The organism is Methylophaga sp. UBA678 (assembly GCF_002299105.1).
GTDB lineage: Bacteria > Pseudomonadota > Gammaproteobacteria > Nitrosococcales > Methylophagaceae > Methylophaga > Methylophaga marina.
Window position 1 is genome coordinate 1,681 of sequence record NZ_DBNG01000014.1, and the last position, 16,528, is coordinate 18,208.

General features: G+C 43.1%; 17 protein-coding genes. 15 read left to right on the forward strand and 2 right to left on the reverse strand.

Going from position 1 to position 16,528, the window contains the following annotated elements:
* The 12 genes from tsf to lpxA form a co-directional block, all read left to right on the forward strand.
* A partial coding sequence (tsf, locus tag B3014_RS07980; protein ID WP_289286942.1) for a translation elongation factor Ts occupies window positions 1–831 on the forward strand: 831 nt, incomplete at its 5' end.
* A 3-nt stretch (window positions 832–834) separates the two neighbouring features.
* Window positions 835–1,560, forward strand: a complete 726-nt coding sequence (pyrH, locus tag B3014_RS07985) for a UMP kinase (protein WP_286305389.1) — start codon at window positions 835–837, stop codon at window positions 1,558–1,560.
* A gap of 8 nt (window positions 1,561–1,568) precedes the next feature.
* Window positions 1,569–2,126, forward strand: coding sequence for a ribosome recycling factor (frr, locus tag B3014_RS07990; protein WP_289243983.1), 558 nt, complete (start codon window positions 1,569–1,571; stop codon window positions 2,124–2,126).
* 33 nt (window positions 2,127–2,159) lie between these two features.
* The gene (locus tag B3014_RS07995) at window positions 2,160–2,903 is read left to right on the forward strand and encodes an isoprenyl transferase (RefSeq protein ID WP_286305388.1); all 744 of its coding nucleotides are present in this window, start codon (window positions 2,160–2,162) and stop codon (window positions 2,901–2,903) included.
* Window positions 2,896–3,723 carry a phosphatidate cytidylyltransferase gene (locus tag B3014_RS08000; RefSeq protein WP_286305387.1) on the forward strand — a complete coding sequence of 276 codons (828 nt, stop codon included), beginning with the start codon at window positions 2,896–2,898 and terminating at the stop codon, window positions 3,721–3,723. Before B3014_RS07995 ends, B3014_RS08000 begins: the two co-directional genes overlap by 8 nt.
* Window positions 3,724–4,911, forward strand: a complete 1,188-nt coding sequence (gene ispC, locus B3014_RS08005; RefSeq protein ID WP_289243982.1) for a 1-deoxy-D-xylulose-5-phosphate reductoisomerase — start codon at window positions 3,724–3,726, stop codon at window positions 4,909–4,911.
* On the forward strand, window positions 4,899–6,236 hold the full coding sequence (rseP, locus tag B3014_RS08010; RefSeq protein WP_289243981.1) for an RIP metalloprotease RseP: 1,338 nt from the start codon (window positions 4,899–4,901) through the stop codon (window positions 6,234–6,236). Before ispC ends, rseP begins: the two co-directional genes overlap by 13 nt.
* Before the next feature lie 58 nt (window positions 6,237–6,294).
* Window positions 6,295–8,571 (forward strand): outer membrane protein assembly factor BamA, encoded by a 2,277-nt coding sequence (gene bamA, locus B3014_RS08015; protein ID WP_289243980.1) that lies wholly within the window; start codon window positions 6,295–6,297, stop codon window positions 8,569–8,571.
* 19 nt (window positions 8,572–8,590) lie between these two features.
* Window positions 8,591–9,097 carry an OmpH family outer membrane protein gene (locus tag B3014_RS08020; RefSeq protein ID WP_286305383.1) on the forward strand — a complete coding sequence of 169 codons (507 nt, stop codon included), beginning with the start codon at window positions 8,591–8,593 and terminating at the stop codon, window positions 9,095–9,097.
* 9 nt (window positions 9,098–9,106) lie between these two features.
* Entirely contained in the window at window positions 9,107–10,123 is a 1,017-nt protein-coding gene (gene lpxD / locus B3014_RS08025) for a UDP-3-O-(3-hydroxymyristoyl)glucosamine N-acyltransferase (RefSeq protein WP_289243979.1), read from the forward strand.
* An 87-nt stretch (window positions 10,124–10,210) separates the two neighbouring features.
* The gene (fabZ, locus tag B3014_RS08030; RefSeq protein WP_286305381.1) at window positions 10,211–10,660 is read left to right on the forward strand and encodes a 3-hydroxyacyl-ACP dehydratase FabZ; all 450 of its coding nucleotides are present in this window, start codon (window positions 10,211–10,213) and stop codon (window positions 10,658–10,660) included.
* Window positions 10,657–11,427 (forward strand): acyl-ACP--UDP-N-acetylglucosamine O-acyltransferase, encoded by a 771-nt coding sequence (gene lpxA, locus B3014_RS08035; protein WP_289243978.1) that lies wholly within the window; start codon window positions 10,657–10,659, stop codon window positions 11,425–11,427. The genes fabZ and lpxA overlap by 4 nt, the downstream gene beginning before the upstream one ends.
* A gap of 30 nt (window positions 11,428–11,457) precedes the next feature.
* Here the strand turns inward: lpxA and B3014_RS08040 are convergent, their stop codons facing one another.
* Window positions 11,458–12,642 carry an ammonium transporter gene (locus B3014_RS08040; RefSeq protein WP_289243977.1) on the reverse strand — a complete coding sequence of 395 codons (1,185 nt, stop codon included), beginning with the start codon at window positions 12,640–12,642 and terminating at the stop codon, window positions 11,458–11,460.
* 288 nt (window positions 12,643–12,930) lie between these two features.
* Between B3014_RS08040 and B3014_RS08045 the strand changes: the two genes are divergently transcribed.
* From B3014_RS08045 to der, 3 genes are read left to right on the forward strand one after another with little or no spacing between them, the layout of a single operon-like run.
* Window positions 12,931–13,572, forward strand: a complete 642-nt coding sequence (locus B3014_RS08045) for a YfgM family protein (RefSeq protein WP_289243976.1) — start codon at window positions 12,931–12,933, stop codon at window positions 13,570–13,572.
* Window positions 13,562–14,734 carry an outer membrane protein assembly factor BamB gene (bamB, locus tag B3014_RS08050; protein WP_289243975.1) on the forward strand — a complete coding sequence of 391 codons (1,173 nt, stop codon included), beginning with the start codon at window positions 13,562–13,564 and terminating at the stop codon, window positions 14,732–14,734. The genes B3014_RS08045 and bamB overlap by 11 nt, the downstream gene beginning before the upstream one ends.
* Window positions 14,731–16,137: a ribosome biogenesis GTPase Der gene (gene der, locus B3014_RS08055; RefSeq protein ID WP_289243974.1), complete on the forward strand. Its 1,407-nt coding sequence runs from the start codon at window positions 14,731–14,733 to the stop codon at window positions 16,135–16,137. The genes bamB and der overlap by 4 nt, the downstream gene beginning before the upstream one ends.
* Here der and B3014_RS08060 read toward each other — a convergent pair.
* Window positions 16,134–16,472 carry a hypothetical protein gene (locus tag B3014_RS08060; protein WP_289243973.1) on the reverse strand — a complete coding sequence of 113 codons (339 nt, stop codon included), beginning with the start codon at window positions 16,470–16,472 and terminating at the stop codon, window positions 16,134–16,136. The genes der and B3014_RS08060 overlap by 4 nt on opposite strands.
* Window positions 16,473–16,528: the final 56 nt, after the last annotated feature.

Genomic DNA, 16,528 nt, shown 5'->3' on the forward strand with positions numbered 1-16,528 from the left:
GGCATGATGGAGTGCAAAAAAGCACTCGTCGAAGCAAATGGTGACATTGAAGTCGCTATCGAAGAAATGCGTAAATCAGGTTTGGCAAAAGCGGATAAAAAAGCAGATCGTATCACCGCTGAAGGTATCATCACTATTGAAACAAGTGCGGATAACAAACATGCGATTATGTTGGAAGTGAATTCAGAAACTGACTTCGTAGCGAAAGCAGACGATTTTGTTAATTTCGTATCTGCGGTAGCGAAAAAAGCGCTGGAAGCACAACCTGCCGATCTGGACGCGTTAAAACAATTAACACTGGAGTCTGGTGAAACAGTTGAAACTGTGCGTCAGGCGCTGGTAGCTAAAATTGGCGAAAACATTCAAGTTCGTCGTTTCACTTCATTAAACACTGAAGATGGCATCATTGGTTTCTATCGTCATGGTGACCGCATTGGTACTATGGTTCAGTTAACTGGTGGCAACGAAGAATTAGCTAAAGATTTAGCTATGCACGTTGCAGCTAATCGTCCACAAGCCATTTCTCCAGATGAGTTATCTCAAGAACTGCTGGATAAAGAACGTGATATCGTGGCAACTCAAGCACGTGATAGCGGTAAACCTGAAAACATCATTGAAAAAATGATTGAAGGCCGTATGGCGAAATTTGTTAACGAAATCAGCTTGGTTGGCCAACCATTTGTTAAAGATCCAGACGTGACAGTTGAAAAACTGATCAAACAAGCCGGTGCTTCAATTGACGCTTTTGAGTTCTTTGAAGTCGGTGAAGGTATCGAAAAAGCAGAAGATAATTTTGCTGAAGAAGTAATGGCACAAGCCAGAGGGAAGTAATTTATGACACAAACGGGAAGTCAGCCAGTTTTTAAGCGTGTCTTGCTCAAACTGAGTGGCGAGGCATTGATGGGGGATGCGGAGTATGGCATCCAGCCAGAAGTGATTTCCCGTTTTGCCAAAGAGATATCTGAGCTGAGCGCGCAAGGCGTTCAGCTCGGTGTCGTCATCGGTGGCGGAAATATATTCCGTGGTGCTGGTCTCGCCGCTAGTGGCATGGACCGTGTCAGTGCCGATCATATGGGCATGTTAGCGACAGTGATGAATGCCTTGGCATTACAAGACGCTTTGGAGCGAAACGGTACTTTCTGTCGTGTCATGTCAGCTATCAGAATTCATGAGGTCTGCGAAGATTATTTACGCCGTCGTGCTATCAGACATCTTGAGAAAGGGCGTGTAGTTATTTTCGCTGCCGGAACGGGCAATCCTTTTTTCACGACTGATTCTGCAGCGAGTTTACGTGCTGTGGAGATCGGTGCTGAACTGATGTTAAAAGCGACGCAGGTTGATGGTGTTTATAACGCTGATCCGAATAAAGACCCAAATGCCGTTCGTTATGATGAATTGAGTTATGACGAAGTCATCAATAACCGCCTTGCTGTGATGGATACGACAGCTGTTGTGATGTGTCAGGAGCAAAAAATACCTTTACGTGTTTTTGACGTACACAAAGAAGGTAATCTGACAAAAATTATCTACGGCGAAGAAGTTGGAACATTAGTCAAATAGGATTGAATATGATTGAAGATATCAAGAAAGATGCTGCTGATCGTATGAACAAAAGTGTTGCTGCACTTAATACAGCAATGGCTAAAATTCGTGCAGGACGTGCTCACACCAGCTTATTGGATCATTTGCATGTCTCTTACTATGGTTCTGATGTGCCATTGAGCCAAGTGGCCAATGTGGGTGTTGAAGACTCAAGAACATTAACGGTAACGCCATGGGAGAAAGATATGGTGTCTGTCGTTGAAAAGGCCATCATGACATCTGATCTGGGTGTTAACCCAAACAGTGCCGGCATGACTATTCGGATTCCCATTCCTCCTTTAACGGAAGAACGCCGTCGTGACTTAGTCAAAGTGGCAAAAAATGAAGCTGAAAATGCACGTATCGCTGTTCGTAACATTCGCCGTGATGCTAACAGCACGCTAAAAGATCTACTGAAAGAAAAAGAAATTTCTGAAGATGAGCAACGTGGTGCTGAAGAAGATATTCAGAAGCTCACCGATGCAACCATCAAACAAATTGATGATGTGCTTGCAGAAAAAGAAACGGACTTGATGGAAGTGTAACCGGCTGGTTACACTCTCATTGACCACCTCTGAATGAACCCTCAGAAAGAGAATATTCCTAAGCATATCGCCATTATCATGGATGGTAATGGCCGTTGGGCAAAACGCCGTTTACAACCACGTTTTATGGGGCACCGAGCTGGTGTGAAAACGGTGGCTGAAATAGTGAAACGCTGTGCCGAACTTGGTGTCGAAGTGCTCAGTTTATTTGCCTTTAGCAGTGAAAACTGGCGTAGACCAGGTAAAGAAGTGTCACTGCTTATGGAATTATTTAGTCACGCCCTCGACAATCAAGTCAAAAAGTTACACGAGAATAATATTAGATTGTGCATTATTGGCGACGTCGATAAATTTTCTCCCGTATTACAGCAGAAAATAGTCGATGCACAGTCACTCACACAAAATAATACGGGACTGATAGTCAACATCGCTGCAAACTATGGTGGGCGTTGGGATATCACACAATCCGTTCGTCAGCTTGCAAAAAAGGTGGCTGCTGGTGAATTAGACCCTGACGATATTAACGAAGACGATATCAGTTCATCACTATCAACCGCTGAACTCCCCGAACCAGATTTATTTATCCGCACTGGCGGAGAACAGCGCGTCAGTAATTTCCTGTTATGGCAAATGGCCTATACAGAGTTTTTCTTCACAGATGTATTGTGGCCCGAGTTCGATAAAAAACAATTAGATGTGGCTATCAGCTCATTTAGTCAGCGTGAAAGACGTTTTGGTCGTACTTCTGAACAGTTGCAAGGTCAATCGGATGCTTAAACAACGTTTAATCACAGCAGCCATTTTAATTCCCCTGGTCGTTTGGGCTATTTTTGCCAGTTCCTTAGTGACATTCACTACACTTATCGCTGCCGTAGCCATACTGGCTGCTTGGGAGTGGCATCAAATGATAGGGATAAAAAGCCCGACAATGCGTGTGATGCTGGTGATAGACCTGATTGTTGTATTGTATTTGGCCATTACACAAATTAATCCATATTTTGTGATCAGCATTGGCATTATTATTTGGCTTTTAGCGACATTAACGATACTCGCCTATTCAAATAACTCTCTGTCTGAACGGTTATCCTATTTATTCAAGAATAAAATTTTTGGTGCGATTAGCAGTATTCTGATACTCACTGTATTTGTTGTCTCTGCTGTCACATTGAAAACCTTTAGTGAAACCGGTGCTTTTCTCTTCTTTTTTGTCATGGTGACAGTGTGGTTAGCAGATACCGGTGGTTATTTTGCTGGTAAACGCTTTGGTCAACATGCGTTGGCACGATCTGTCAGTCCGAACAAAACATGGGAAGGTGTCGCGGGTGCCATTGTGCTTGCTTCAATATGGGCAGCTGCCTTTTATTCAGTAACATCACCTTCGACAATCACGTGGTTTGAATGGATGTTAATTTCTATCGCCACGGTGGCTTCATCCATTATCGGTGACTTATTTGAAAGCCTCTACAAACGTGCTTTTTCTGTTAAAGATAGCGGGAATTTACTACCAGGACATGGTGGTATATTAGACAGAATTGATAGTCTTTTAGCTGCAGTGCCTATCTTCACTTTCCTGATATTAATCATGGGTAGTGTCTAGATGAAATCAGTGACGATTCTTGGTTCTACTGGTTCCATCGGTTTGAGCACATTGGACGTGTTGAGTCTTCATCCTGAAAAATTCAAAGTCTATGCATTAACAGCCAATCAATCTGTTGAAACTATGTTGCAGCAATGTCTGCAGTTTCAACCTGAAATTGCTGTGATGTTAGATGCCAAAGCTGCAGACAAACTGGCTGAAGCGCTTCGTAAAGAAGGCTGTAATACAGTTGTAAAAAGTGGCACCCAGTCACTGGAAGATGTTTCGTCATCATCCAGAACCGATATCGTCGTTGCGGCAATCGTGGGTGCTGCTGGCTTATTACCCACTCTTGCCGCTGCCAAAGCAGGCAAGCGAATCTTACTGGCTAACAAAGAAGCATTGGTCATGAGTGGTGCCTTGTTTATGAAAACTGTGGCAGAAAACGGCGCAACTCTTCTCCCCGTTGATAGTGAACATAATGCCATCTGGCAATGCCTGCCCGTAGCAAACACGCAGCATCATGATTTCAACGGCAAAGGGGTAAGGAAGATAATTCTTACCGCTTCAGGTGGGCCTTTCAGAGACTATGAGCTGGATAAATTAGAAGAGGTGACACCAGAACAAGCTGTTGCTCATCCTAATTGGTCCATGGGGCAAAAAATTTCCGTCGACTCAGCGACTATGATGAATAAAGGTCTTGAGGTGATTGAAGCCCATTGGTTATTTGGCTTACAAAGCCAACAAATCGAAGTCGTGTTACACAGACAGAGTGTTATCCACTCAATGGTGGATTATGAGGATGGCTCGGTTTTAGCTCAGATGGGCAATCCGGATATGCGGACTCCTATTACGAATACCTTATCGTGGCCAGAGCGAATCGCCTCTGGTGTGGCACCATTAGACTTAGTGAAAGTAGGCCGGCTTGATTTTAGTGAAGCTGATTTTTCACGTTTTCCGTGTTTACGTTTAGCCTATAAAGCATTAAACGATGGTGGTACGGCTACAGCTATTTTGAATGCTGCTAATGAAGTAGCAGTGCAAGCCTTTTTGGATGAGCAGATACGGTTTACTGATATTGCGAAAATTATTGAAGATGTTTTAATCGAACTACCTATTCACGAGGCTTCATCACTCGAACAAATCCTGGCAGATGACGCTGCAGCAAGAGAATTGGCTATGAGCAAGATAGGTTTATGCACTCACTAATCTTCTTTTTAATCGCTTTAGCCATACTGATTATCATTCATGAATATGGTCATTTCTGGGTAGCAAGACGCTGCGGCGTCAAAGTGCTACGGTTTTCGGTGGGCTTTGGTAAACCTATCTGGCAAAAAGTGGGTAAAGATGGCACTGAGTATGTGTTAGCGCCTATTCCAATGGGCGGTTATGTCAAAATGCTCGATGAACGGGAAATGCCGGTAAGTGAAGAGCAAGCTCAATTTGCATTTAACCGTCAGTCTTTGGCAAAAAGAGTGGCTATCGTCTCTGCTGGCCCTATAGCCAATCTCATTTTTGCCATACTGGCTTATTGGATGTTGTTTGTCGTTGGTGTATCTGGAATTAAACCCATCATTGATGATGTGCATCCAGACTCAATCGCCGCTCAGGCGGGTCTCAATCCGAATGATGAAATTTTACAGGTGGATGGTAAACGAACCCCAACCTGGAATAGTGTTTATAAGGCACTCATTCAAAAAGCAGAATATGGTGAACGAACTGAGATTTTAGTACTGACGTCAGGAATTGAGCAGCAATATGCTTTAGTCATACCTCAAGTCAGTATTGATCAAGCAGGTAGTATTTTGGACAAAATAGGTATTGAGCCTTTGCGTCCAGCTATTAAACCGGTACTGGGTGAAATTGTGCCTGACTCACCAGCCCAAAAAGCCGGGTTAAAAGTGGGGGATGTTCTCCTGTCCTCACAGCAACAAACCATTGATAACTGGTCGAAATGGGTTGAATTGATCCAAGCAAGTGCTGGTAAAGAGTTGAATATTGAAATTCAACGTAATGAGCAACGCTTAACTCTCACATTAACACCACAAGCTGGTGATGATGGAAAAGGACGAATTGGTGCCGCGGTCGATGCAAGTCAGAGCACGATACCTCAGGATCTTCAAGCGGAATTAAGTTATGGCCCTGTTGAAGCGGTCTGGCAAGCGGTGATACAAACTTGGGATTTTTCTTCTTCGACACTGAAAAGTTTATGGGGAATGATAACCGGGAAAGTCTCAACCGATAATCTTGGCGGGCCGATTAGTATTGCACAAATTGCAGGCAGCTCGGCCGAGCAGGGTGTGACCTCATTTATCAGTTTTCTTGCCATGATAAGTATTACACTTGGCATATTGAACCTTTTACCTATCCCAATGCTTGATGGTGGACATCTCGCCATGTTTGCAGTGGAGGCTGTCAGAGGTAAACCAATCTCTGAAATAACTCAGATGCAGATACAAAAAGTGGGCTTTTTGATTTTGATTATGGTGATGTTTATTGCCTTTTTTAATGATCTCACAAGAGTGTTTGGATAATCAGATTAATTGCAGGTACACTTACTCTTTCGTCGACGGATAGTTATTGCTGATAACAATGAATAAATTACTGCCTATACTCCTGTTTTTGTCTTTTATCTCAGTCGCAAAGGCTGAGTCCTTTACCATCGAAGATATTCGTATAGAAGGATTGCAGCGGATTTCTGCTGGTACAGTCTTTAACTATCTCCCTGTGAAAGTCGGGGATACGATGACGGATAATGATGCAAAAGGCATTATTCGCTCATTGTTTAAGTCTAAATATTTCAATGATGTTGAAGTAGAAAGACAAGACGGTGTATTAGTTATCAAAGTCAAAGAACGTCCAGCCATATCCAGCATCGAACTTGTCGGCAATAAAGACATGGACTCAGCAGAGTTGCTGAAGTCGCTTCGGGAAATCGGTTTTGGTGAAGGCCAGGTTTTTGAGCAAGCCATGCTAGAGCGTGTAGAGCTTGAACTTGAGCGTCAATATTTCAGTCGAGGCAAATACGGTGTGGCGATTAGTTCTGAGGTAACACCGTTATCACGAAATCGTGTAGCTATTCGTATCACGATGGCAGAAGGCGTGGTGGCGACTATCAGTGATATTAACATTGTTGGTAATCATGCTTTTGATGATGAAGAGCTGATGACAGATTTTCAGACCACAACCGGTTCATTACTGTCATTCCTGACGAAGGACAATCAATATTCTCGTCAAAAATTATCCGCGGATTTAGAAACCTTACGTTCTTTTTACTTAGATCGTGGTTTTGTAGATTTTACGGTTGAGTCAACTCAAGTCTCTATCAGTGATGATAAGAAACACATGTTCATCACAATCAATATCAGTGAAGGCGAGAAATATAAAATTAACGAAGTGCGATTAGCCGGTAATTTGATCGTACCTGAAGAAGAATTATTTAAGCTGGTTACAATTCGAGAAAACTCGGTATTTTCACGTAAAGCCATCACTAAGAGTACTGAAAATTTAACTAATCGCTTAGGTAATGATGGCTATGCCTTTGCAAACGTCAACGCGGTGCCTGAGATTGACCGTGAAAAGCGTGAAGTAGATTTGACGTTCTTCGTCGATCCAGGTCGTAGAGCCTACGTCAGACGTATCAATATTTCAGGTAACAGTAAAACACGTGACGAGGTTTTACGTCGTGAATTCCGCCAACAAGAATCTGCATGGATCTCCACAGAAAAGGTAGAGCAGTCTAAGGCCAGGGTGTCACGTCTTGGTTACTTTGAAAATGTGAATGTCGAAACTATTCCGGTGGCTGGTGTACAGGATCAGGTTGATTTAGATTTTGGAGTCACAGAAACACCATCAGGTAGTTTATCTGCCGGTATCGGCTTCTCCCAATCAGATGGTCTGATTTTCAATGCCAATGTGACGCAGAAAAACTTCTTGGGTAGTGGTAAGCACATTCGATTTGGCTTCAATAATAGTAGCATTAACACGATATATAGCTTTGGTTACACCAATCCATTTGTCACAGTCGATGGTATTAGTCAGGGCTTTAATGCTTTCTATCGTGAAACAGATGCTGATGAAGCAAACATAGCAACATATACTCTTGACGCATTCGGTGGGGATATCACTTTCGGTATTCCAATTTCAGAAGAGAATCGTATCAATCTTGGGGTGGGTTATGAACGTACTCAAATTGATCTTCCTTCAGATAACACTATTTCGCGCTATTCTGATTTTATCGATCGTGAAGGTGACACCTTTGATACCGTTACATTAAATCTTGGCTGGTCCAGTGATGACCGTAATAACGCATTATTACCAACAAGTGGTGTGTCGCAAACATTGACAGGTGAGTTTGCTATACCAGGACCATCATTGCAGTACTACAAGCTCAAATACAAAGCGAATGCTTACCATCCGATCAACGACACCTTCACTTTCGCGTTAAGAGGTGAGTTCGGATATGGTGAATCCTATGGTGATACTGAGGAGTTTCCTTTCTTCCAGAACTTCTACGCTGGTGGTATCAGAAGTGTCCGCGGCTTCCAGGCTAATACCTTGGGTGTCAAAGAGGACGATGAACCGTTAGGTGGTAATTTACTGGTTAGCGGTGGTGCGGAAGTTATTTTCCCCGTGCCATTTATGAAAAAAACGTTAAAATCTTTCCGTCTTAGCGCCTTTACTGACTTTGGTAACGTTTATGATGTGGATCAAGATTTTGATGCTGGTTTACTGAGGTATTCAGCAGGTTTGTCCGCTATCTGGATTTCCCCATTTGGTGCAATGTCGTTTAGTATAGCGGCACCGTTGAAGAAAGAAGACGGTGATGAGACTGAAGCATTCCAGTTCTCATTGGGTTCGACGTTTTAATTAATTATTGGAGTTGAGTGTGAAGAATTTGAAGTTTATTTGGCTATTATTTGCATTGTTCATCGCCGCCCCTGCTAGCTATGCAGCAGATTTAAAAATTGGTGTTGTAAATGCAGGCGTGGTGCTTGATAAATCACCACAAAAAGCAGCAGCACTCGCGCGTTTGGAAAAAGAATTCTCCGCAAGAAGTAAATCATTAGAAGCAAAACACAAAGCACTTCGTGCTGCACAAGAAAAATTAAATAAAGACGGGGCTATCCTCAGTGCAGATCAACGTCGTGACAAAGAACGTGATTTATTAAGCGATCAACGTGAACTGCAACGCCTTCAAGATGAGTACAGTGAAGACTTATCGATCCGTCGTAATGAAGAGTTAAGAAAGCTTGAAAAAGACATTGCAGAAACCATTGTCGATCTGGCAAAAAAAGAATCGTATGACATGGTGTTGTATCAAGGTGTCATTTTTGCCAGTGATAAAGTTGACCTGACAAATAAAGTCTTGGAAATGTTGAAAGCTAAAAAATAGAGTACAGTTGTGGGTTTGACACTTGCTCAAATAGCAGAAGAAATTAATGGTAGAGTTATCGGCGATGCTACTTACGAAGTTAGCAGCGTCGGTACTCTATCTAATGCTAAATCATCTCAGCTAAGCTTTTTATCAAATTCGAAATATAAGAAGTTTTTAAAACAATCCCAGGCTGGCGCCATTATCGTCTCAAAAGACATGTCCGAATATGTCGTGACAAATGCCATTGAGGTTGACGATCCTTATGTTGCCTATGCCAAAGCAGCCAGTCTTTTACATCCTGTGAAAAAGCTCTCTGCTGCCATCCATCCATCCGCAGCCATTGATCCTGCAGCCGAGATAGGTAGCAATGTCAGCATTGGTGCACATGTTGTCATTGAGCCAGGCGTTATCATCAAGGATAACGTAACTATAGGCCCAGGCTGTGTTATTGAGCATGACGTCATTCTCAGAAAAGGGGTAACACTCCGTCCTAATGTGACATTATGTTTTGGTGTGGATATCGGTGAACGTACTATCATCCATCCAGGTGTTGTGATTGGTGCAGACGGTTTTGGCATTGCCAATGATAACGGGCACTGGATTAAGGTGCCTCAGGTTGGGTCAGTTAAAATAGGTAGCGATGTTGAAATTGGCGCCAACACTACGATTGACAGAGGCGCTATCGAAGATACCGTAATAGCAGACGGTGTAAAACTCGATAATCAAATACAAATTGGCCATAACGTGACCATTGGAAAACACTCGGTCATAGCGGGCTGTACAGGGATAGCGGGTAGTACATCTATTGGTGAATATTGTGCGATAGGTGGTGGCACCGGCATGACTGGACATATCAATATCGCCAATGGAGTGCAGCTGACTGGCATGAGTATGGTGACAAAGTCCATCAATGAAGCGGGTGTCTATTCGTCAGGTATACCGGTTGAGCCAACGAAACAATGGCATAAAAACGTGATTAGATACCGTCAGATGGATAAATTATTTGATCGTGTGAAACAGCTTGAAGAGCAAGATAAAGACTGATTGCAATGTTGTTTTGCTTTACCAAAGTCTGCTCTCACAGTAACATTGTCGGTCTTTTAAATACAATGATAGTCAAGGGATATTAGCTTGAACACGATTGATATACATGAAATTCAACGCCTGTTACCTCATCGATACCCTTTCTTGTTGATTGACAGGGTTATAGAGTTTACCCCGGGTGAGCGTTTGGTCGGCATTAAAAATGTGACATTTAATGAACCGCATTTTACAGGTCATTTCCCTCAGCGTGTCATTATGCCTGGTGTATTAATCCTTGAATCCCTTGCGCAAGCGACAGGGTTATTAGCGTTCAAGACAGCGGATCAAATCCGCTCTGATGAAGCATTATATTATCTAGCTGGTATAGATAATGCTCGGTTTAAACGACCTGTTGAACCCGGTGATCAACTTAGACTTGAAGTTAAGTTAGAAAAGAACAAACGTAACCTGTGGAAATTTACGGGCGAAGCGAGTGTTGATGGCGAAGTTGTTGTCAGCGCCGATATCATGTGTGTTAACCAAGAAATGCCAAAGTGATACATCAAACAGCTATCATTGATCCAAGCGCCGTTATCGCTGATAACGTCAAAATTGGTCCTTTTTCTGTTATCGGCCCAAAGGTAGAGATTGGCGAAGGGACTGAAATCGCCTCACATGTCGTTATAAATGGACCAACGAAGATTGGTAAGAATAACCGCATCTTTCAATTTGCTTCTATTGGTGAAGAACCTCAAGATAAAAAATTTCATGGTGAAGACACCACATTAGAGATTGGTGATAACAATCTTATACGTGAGTCTGTCACAATCAACCGTGGCACTGTGCAAGGCGGAGGCGTAACTCGTCTTGGCAGTAACAACTGGATTATGGCTTATGTCCATATCGCTCATGACTGTATTATTGGTAACGATAATATCTTTGCGAATAATGCATCACTTGCCGGTCATGTGATTATCGATGATTTTGTGATTCTGGGTGGTTTTACTTTAATCAGTCAATTTAATTACATGGGATCACATTCCTTCAGTGCTATGGGCAGTGTGATTTCAAGACATGTACCCCCGTATGTGCTGGTCTCTGGTCACATGGCGAAACCCTTTGGTATTAATGTTGAAGGATTACGCAGACGTAATTTTACTGATCTGCAAATTAAAAATATTCGACAAGCCTATAAATTTTTATATCGCTCTGGTTTGAAGTTAGAAGAAGCTGAGATGCGCATTGATAACATCAAACAAGAATCAGATGAAATTTCTCTATTATCTGATTTTCTCAAGAACCAGGAGGGTGGCATAATCCGATAACAATCGGATTATGCTTTATTCCATTCTTACTTAGTCATTATTCGGCGTTGCTGTGATTTTGTGAATACTTAAATCTGCACCTTCATATTCTTGTTCCTGAGACAGCCTTAACCCCAAGACGAGTTTAAGCAAACCATAAACGGTAAATCCACCAACAAATGCGATAAGTACACCTAATCCAGTGCCAATAAGCTGTGACATCAAACTAACGCCACCCATACCACCTAAAGCGACTTGACCGAAGATACCAGCTGCAATACCACCCCAAACACCACAAAGACCATGTAAAGGCCACACCCCAAGGACATCATCAATTTTCCATTTGTTTTGTGTGAGTGTGAATGTGAAAACGAATAATGAACCCGCAACCAAACCTGTCACCAGGGCTCCTAATGGATGCATGATATCTGAACCTGCACATATGGCTACTAAACCTGCAAGAGGTCCATTGTGCACAAAGCCCGGGTCGTTTTTACCCACTAGGCACGAAGCAAGTATGCCGCCAACCATTGCCATAAGTGAATTGATAGCAACCAACCCACTTATTCCATCAATAGCCTGAGCGGACATGACATTAAACCCAAACCAGCCTACAGTAAGAATCCATGCACCCAGTGCCAGAAAAGGGATATTTGAAGGTGGGTGTGCAAATATTTCACCTTTTTTACTATAGCGTCCATGGCGTGGACCGAGGTGCAAGACTGCTGCTAATGCAATCCAGCCGCCCACGGCATGAACAACAATTGAACCAGCGAAATCATGAAAGCCGGCACCATATGTGTTAATCAACCACTCTTGAATACCATATGCACCGTTCCATGAAATGCCTTCGAAGAAAGGATAAATAAAGCCAGCAATAAAAAATGTCGCTATGAGTTGAGGGTAAAACTTAGCACGCTCGGCAATGCCACCAGACACAATAGCCGGTATCGCAGCAGCAAAGGTAAGTAGGAAAAAGAATTTAACCAGCCCATAACCATAATTTTCATTCAATGTTGGAGCCGCATCAAAAAAATGTAAATTGTAGGCTATACCGTAACCAATAAAGAAATAAGCGATAGTGGATATGGCAAAATCGACAATAATTTTTACCAGTGCGTTGACCTGATTTTTCTTTCTAACTGTCCCGACTTCTAGAAAAGCAAAGCCAGCGTGCATGGCTAGCACCATTATGGCGCCAAGCAGTATAAACAAAACATCATTTGCGTTATTCACTATCCTATCCCCTCGTTGGTTTAGATATAAAGCACCAAAATAGCAAGAGTCGCACCAAATTAGAAAAAACAATATAAATCAATTGGATGGTTATAATAAACCTGCCAGTGTTGGGTTTTATTGATTTAAATTGGTGCAATATTGTTAGCTTTAGCACTAGATTGGTGCTTCGTGATATCTCATGGTGCATGTGATTAAACGAATTGTTGATCCACAAGCAGCATATAAAAACGTATAATCAACGGCTTTATATAAAGTTGATCAGTAAACCGATGTTGAGGAGACCGCATGGATATCTATGCATCTGATGAAGAGAAAGCAGAAGCAATAAAACAATGGTGGCGTGAAAATGGCCGCTCTGTCTTTATTGGTGTGATACTGGGTATCGCAAGCATTTTTGGTGTACGTTACTGGATGAACTATCAGCAAGTTCAAACTCAGCAAGCGGCTATGATCTACCAGCAAGCGATTGTGTCAGTAAGCAATCAAGATTCTGAAGCTGCTCAAGCCAGCACAGAAAAATTGATGCAGGATAACAAAAATAGTGCTTACGCCGTTTTCGCCGCGCTCCAAATGGCACAGAAAGCGAGTGAAGCCGGTGAGTATGAGAAAGCGAAAGATTACCTGCGTTGGGTGATAACGAATGCAGAGTTATCAAGTCACCAAGCGTTAGCAAAACTACGTTTAGCAAAAGTTGAGTTTGATCGCGGACAATTAGAACAGGCTCTAGAGCAAGTAACATCCAATGATGTGGAGGCCTTTGATTCTCTTTTTGCTGAGCTGGAAGGTGATATTAAATCTGCTCAGGGAGAGACGCAACAAGCGCAAACAGCGTATCAGAATGCCTTGAAAGGGCTCAATTCTGGTGAACCTAGACATACCCTGATTGAAATGAAATTAGATGATGTGGCCGTTGCACATGAAAGTTAATTTGCGCTTATTAACCATTGGTCTCTCACTCACCGTACTTACTGCATGTAGCACCGTAGGCGATTGGTTCGCAGAAGAATCCTATGAGGAACCACCAGAGCCGCTAACTGAATTTGCCAGTGAGTTCAATGCCAAAGTCCTATGGGATAAAGGTGTTAATGATGGTGCAGGTGAAAAGAAACTCGACCTGGCATCATGGTGGCAAAATAATAAAATTTTTGCTGTTGATCATGAAGGTGAAGTGACCGCACTGAATGCTGAAACGGGACGTGAAATTTGGGATGCCGATCTGGATTTTAATGTTGTGACCGGCATCGGTGGTGGTATGGAAGCAGTCTATGTCGGCTCAGATAAAGGTTTGCTGGTTGCTTTGAATGAAGTCGATGGCAAAGAGTTGTGGCGGACACAATTAACTAGTGAAGTGTTGGCTCCAGCGACTTCAGCAAATGGTATTGTTGTGAGTCGTACCTCTGATGGACGAGTCACGGGTATTTCTGCAGGTGATGGTAAGGTCATTTGGTCATACCAGCGCGCTGTCCCTTTACTCAGTTTACGTGGTGCCGGAAGACCTGTGATTGCTGGTGATACCGTCATTGCTGGCTATGACAACGGTAAATTGGTCGCCCTGACATTGAACGACGGTAAAGTGATATGGGAAAAGAGTATCGCTATTCCACGTGGCAGAACCGAGCTGGAACGTTTAGTTGATATTGATGCTGACCCGGTAGTGATTGAAGATACTGCCTACGTTGTGACTTACCAAGGACAATTGGCTGCTGTAGATATCAATTCTGGTCGTGTGTCATGGTCACGTGATATGTCATCACAAATCGGGCTGGATGCCGCTTACCGAGACGCTGTTTATGTGACAGATGATCAAGGTTATGTCTGGGCTGTCCAGGATGGTAGTGGTGATGCATTGTGGCGTCAGACAAGATTGCTGAGACGTCAGGTAACTGCGCCTGCGATTGCGGGTAATTACATAGTCGTAGGTGATTTTGAAGGATATATTCACTGGATAGCAAGAGATGATGGTCGCTTTGTTTCACGTCAGCAACTGAGTGATGCTCCAATTTACAGCAAACCATTAGTTATCAATGGCATTGTCTATGTTACTGCAGCTGATGGCAGTCTTTCCGCTTTGAGAGTACCTGAAAATTGAAACCAGTAATTGCGTTGGTTGGTCGTCCGAATGTCGGCAAATCGACCATATTTAACCGGCTAACAAGAAGCCGTGATGCGCTTGTAGCGGATTACGCTGGTCTGACGCGTGACCGTATCTACGGTACCGCGAAAGAGCCTGGTTATGATTTTATCCTGATTGATACCGGTGGCCTTACCGATCAAACAGACAATATGTCTGATCTTATGCGTAAACAGGCAAAACTGGCGATTGATGAAGCGGATCTCATCTTATTCATCGTCGATGGTCGTGCAGGACTGATGCCTACTGACTCCGATGTCGCCCAGCTTTTACGAAACGACGGCAAACCCGTTTGTCTTGTAATAAATAAAACGGAAGGTGAACGTCGTGAAATTATCTCTGCCGAGTTCTATGCATTAGGTCTGGGTGAGCCTCAGGTTATCTCTGCAACTCAGGGCAGAGGTATAGATGCGCTGTTAGCCGAAATCAAAGATCGCATCCCAGCGGTTGAGAAGCTGGAGGCCGATGAACCTGAGCAATTTGATGAGAATGAAATTCGACTGGCAGTGTTGGGCAGACCTAATGTAGGTAAATCTACGCTGATTAACCGTTTGCTTGGTGAAGAGCGCGTGGTGGCATTCGATGAACCTGGCACAACCCGTGATAGTATTCATGTTCCATTTGAAAAAGATGGCGTCAAGTACACATTGATTGATACAGCAGGTGTCAGACGACGTTCTAAAGTCTCTGAAAAACTTGAAAAGTTCAGTATATTAAAAACATTACAGGCTTTAGAAGATGCTAATGTAGTGATGCTGGTCCTGGATGCGCATGAAGGCATAGTCGAGCAGGATCTGCATTTAGCAGGACTGATTATTGAAAGTGGGCGTGCTGTCGTTATTGCTGTTAATAAATGGGACGGCCTGGAAAAAAGTGAACGTGAATGGGTGACGACAAATATCGAGCGTCGGTTACCTTTTCTGAATTTTGCCAAAACGCATTTTATTTCAGCATTACATGGCAGTGGTGTCGGCCTCTTATTCAAATCAGTCAGACAAGCATTTCAGTCTGCCATGATAAAAGCCCCTACTTCACGCCTGACTCGGGTATTGGAAGATGCGGTTGCTGATCATCCACCGCCACTGGTCCGAGGTCGTCGTATCAAATTCCGTTATGCTCATCTAGGCGGAAAAAACCCGCCTAGAATCATCATTCATGGAAATCAGACTGAATCAACGCCGAACAGTTATAAACGTTATCTGGAAAATACCTTCAGAGACGTTCTAAAGTTACAGGGCACACCGGTGATGATTGAGTTTAAAACCAGTGACAATCCTTACCGTGATAAAGCCGTTAAAAGTGCGGCACAAAACACACCTCAAAGAAAACAGCGTCCTCCGCGTAAAAGTCGTAAAAATTAGAGCAATCCGGGGTCATCGCTCATCAGATTTTCGAGACTGTTGAGCTTGTCCCGGATTTTTTCACGCGTGGCCAATTTCTCGCGCGCAGCGAGAGGCAGATCTGTAAATAGTATGACTTGTTTGTCTATCAAGGTATTGATCAAATCTTCCAACACCCGGATCAAAGATAAGTCTGATGCGTTAAGCGCAGACAGACTATCTGCTTTGTTTTCTGATTGTGTTAAATAAGCGACCAGTTCGTCAGAGTTTACTGATAGCTTTTCTGTTGCGCCAGCTTGAGGGTTATCGTAAACAGCAATGATGTCAGCTGTTTCGTCTCTTTCTACATAAACCATATCTATTCATGACCCCATTAATGTAATGCCATAGCACATTATGGCGTGATATGCTT

Excerpts from the sequence above, each read along its gene's own strand:
- pyrH (WP_286305389.1), top strand. The coding sequence starts at position 835 with ATGACACAAACGGGAAGTCAGCCAGTTTTTAAGCGTGTCTTGCTCAAA.
- frr (WP_289243983.1), top strand. The coding sequence starts at position 1,569 with ATGATTGAAGATATCAAGAAAGATGCTGCTGATCGTATGAACAAAAGT.
- B3014_RS07995 (WP_286305388.1), top strand. The coding sequence starts at position 2,160 with ATGAACCCTCAGAAAGAGAATATTCCTAAGCATATCGCCATTATCATG.
- B3014_RS08000 (WP_286305387.1), top strand. The coding sequence starts at position 2,896 with ATGCTTAAACAACGTTTAATCACAGCAGCCATTTTAATTCCCCTGGTC.
- ispC (WP_289243982.1), top strand. The coding sequence starts at position 3,724 with ATGAAATCAGTGACGATTCTTGGTTCTACTGGTTCCATCGGTTTGAGC.
- rseP (WP_289243981.1), top strand. The coding sequence starts at position 4,899 with ATGCACTCACTAATCTTCTTTTTAATCGCTTTAGCCATACTGATTATC.
- bamA (WP_289243980.1), top strand. The coding sequence starts at position 6,295 with ATGAATAAATTACTGCCTATACTCCTGTTTTTGTCTTTTATCTCAGTC.
- B3014_RS08045 (WP_289243976.1), top strand. The coding sequence starts at position 12,931 with ATGGATATCTATGCATCTGATGAAGAGAAAGCAGAAGCAATAAAACAA.
- bamB (WP_289243975.1), top strand. The coding sequence starts at position 13,562 with ATGAAAGTTAATTTGCGCTTATTAACCATTGGTCTCTCACTCACCGTA.
- B3014_RS08060 (WP_289243973.1), bottom strand. The coding sequence starts at position 16,472 with ATGGTTTATGTAGAAAGAGACGAAACAGCTGACATCATTGCTGTTTAC.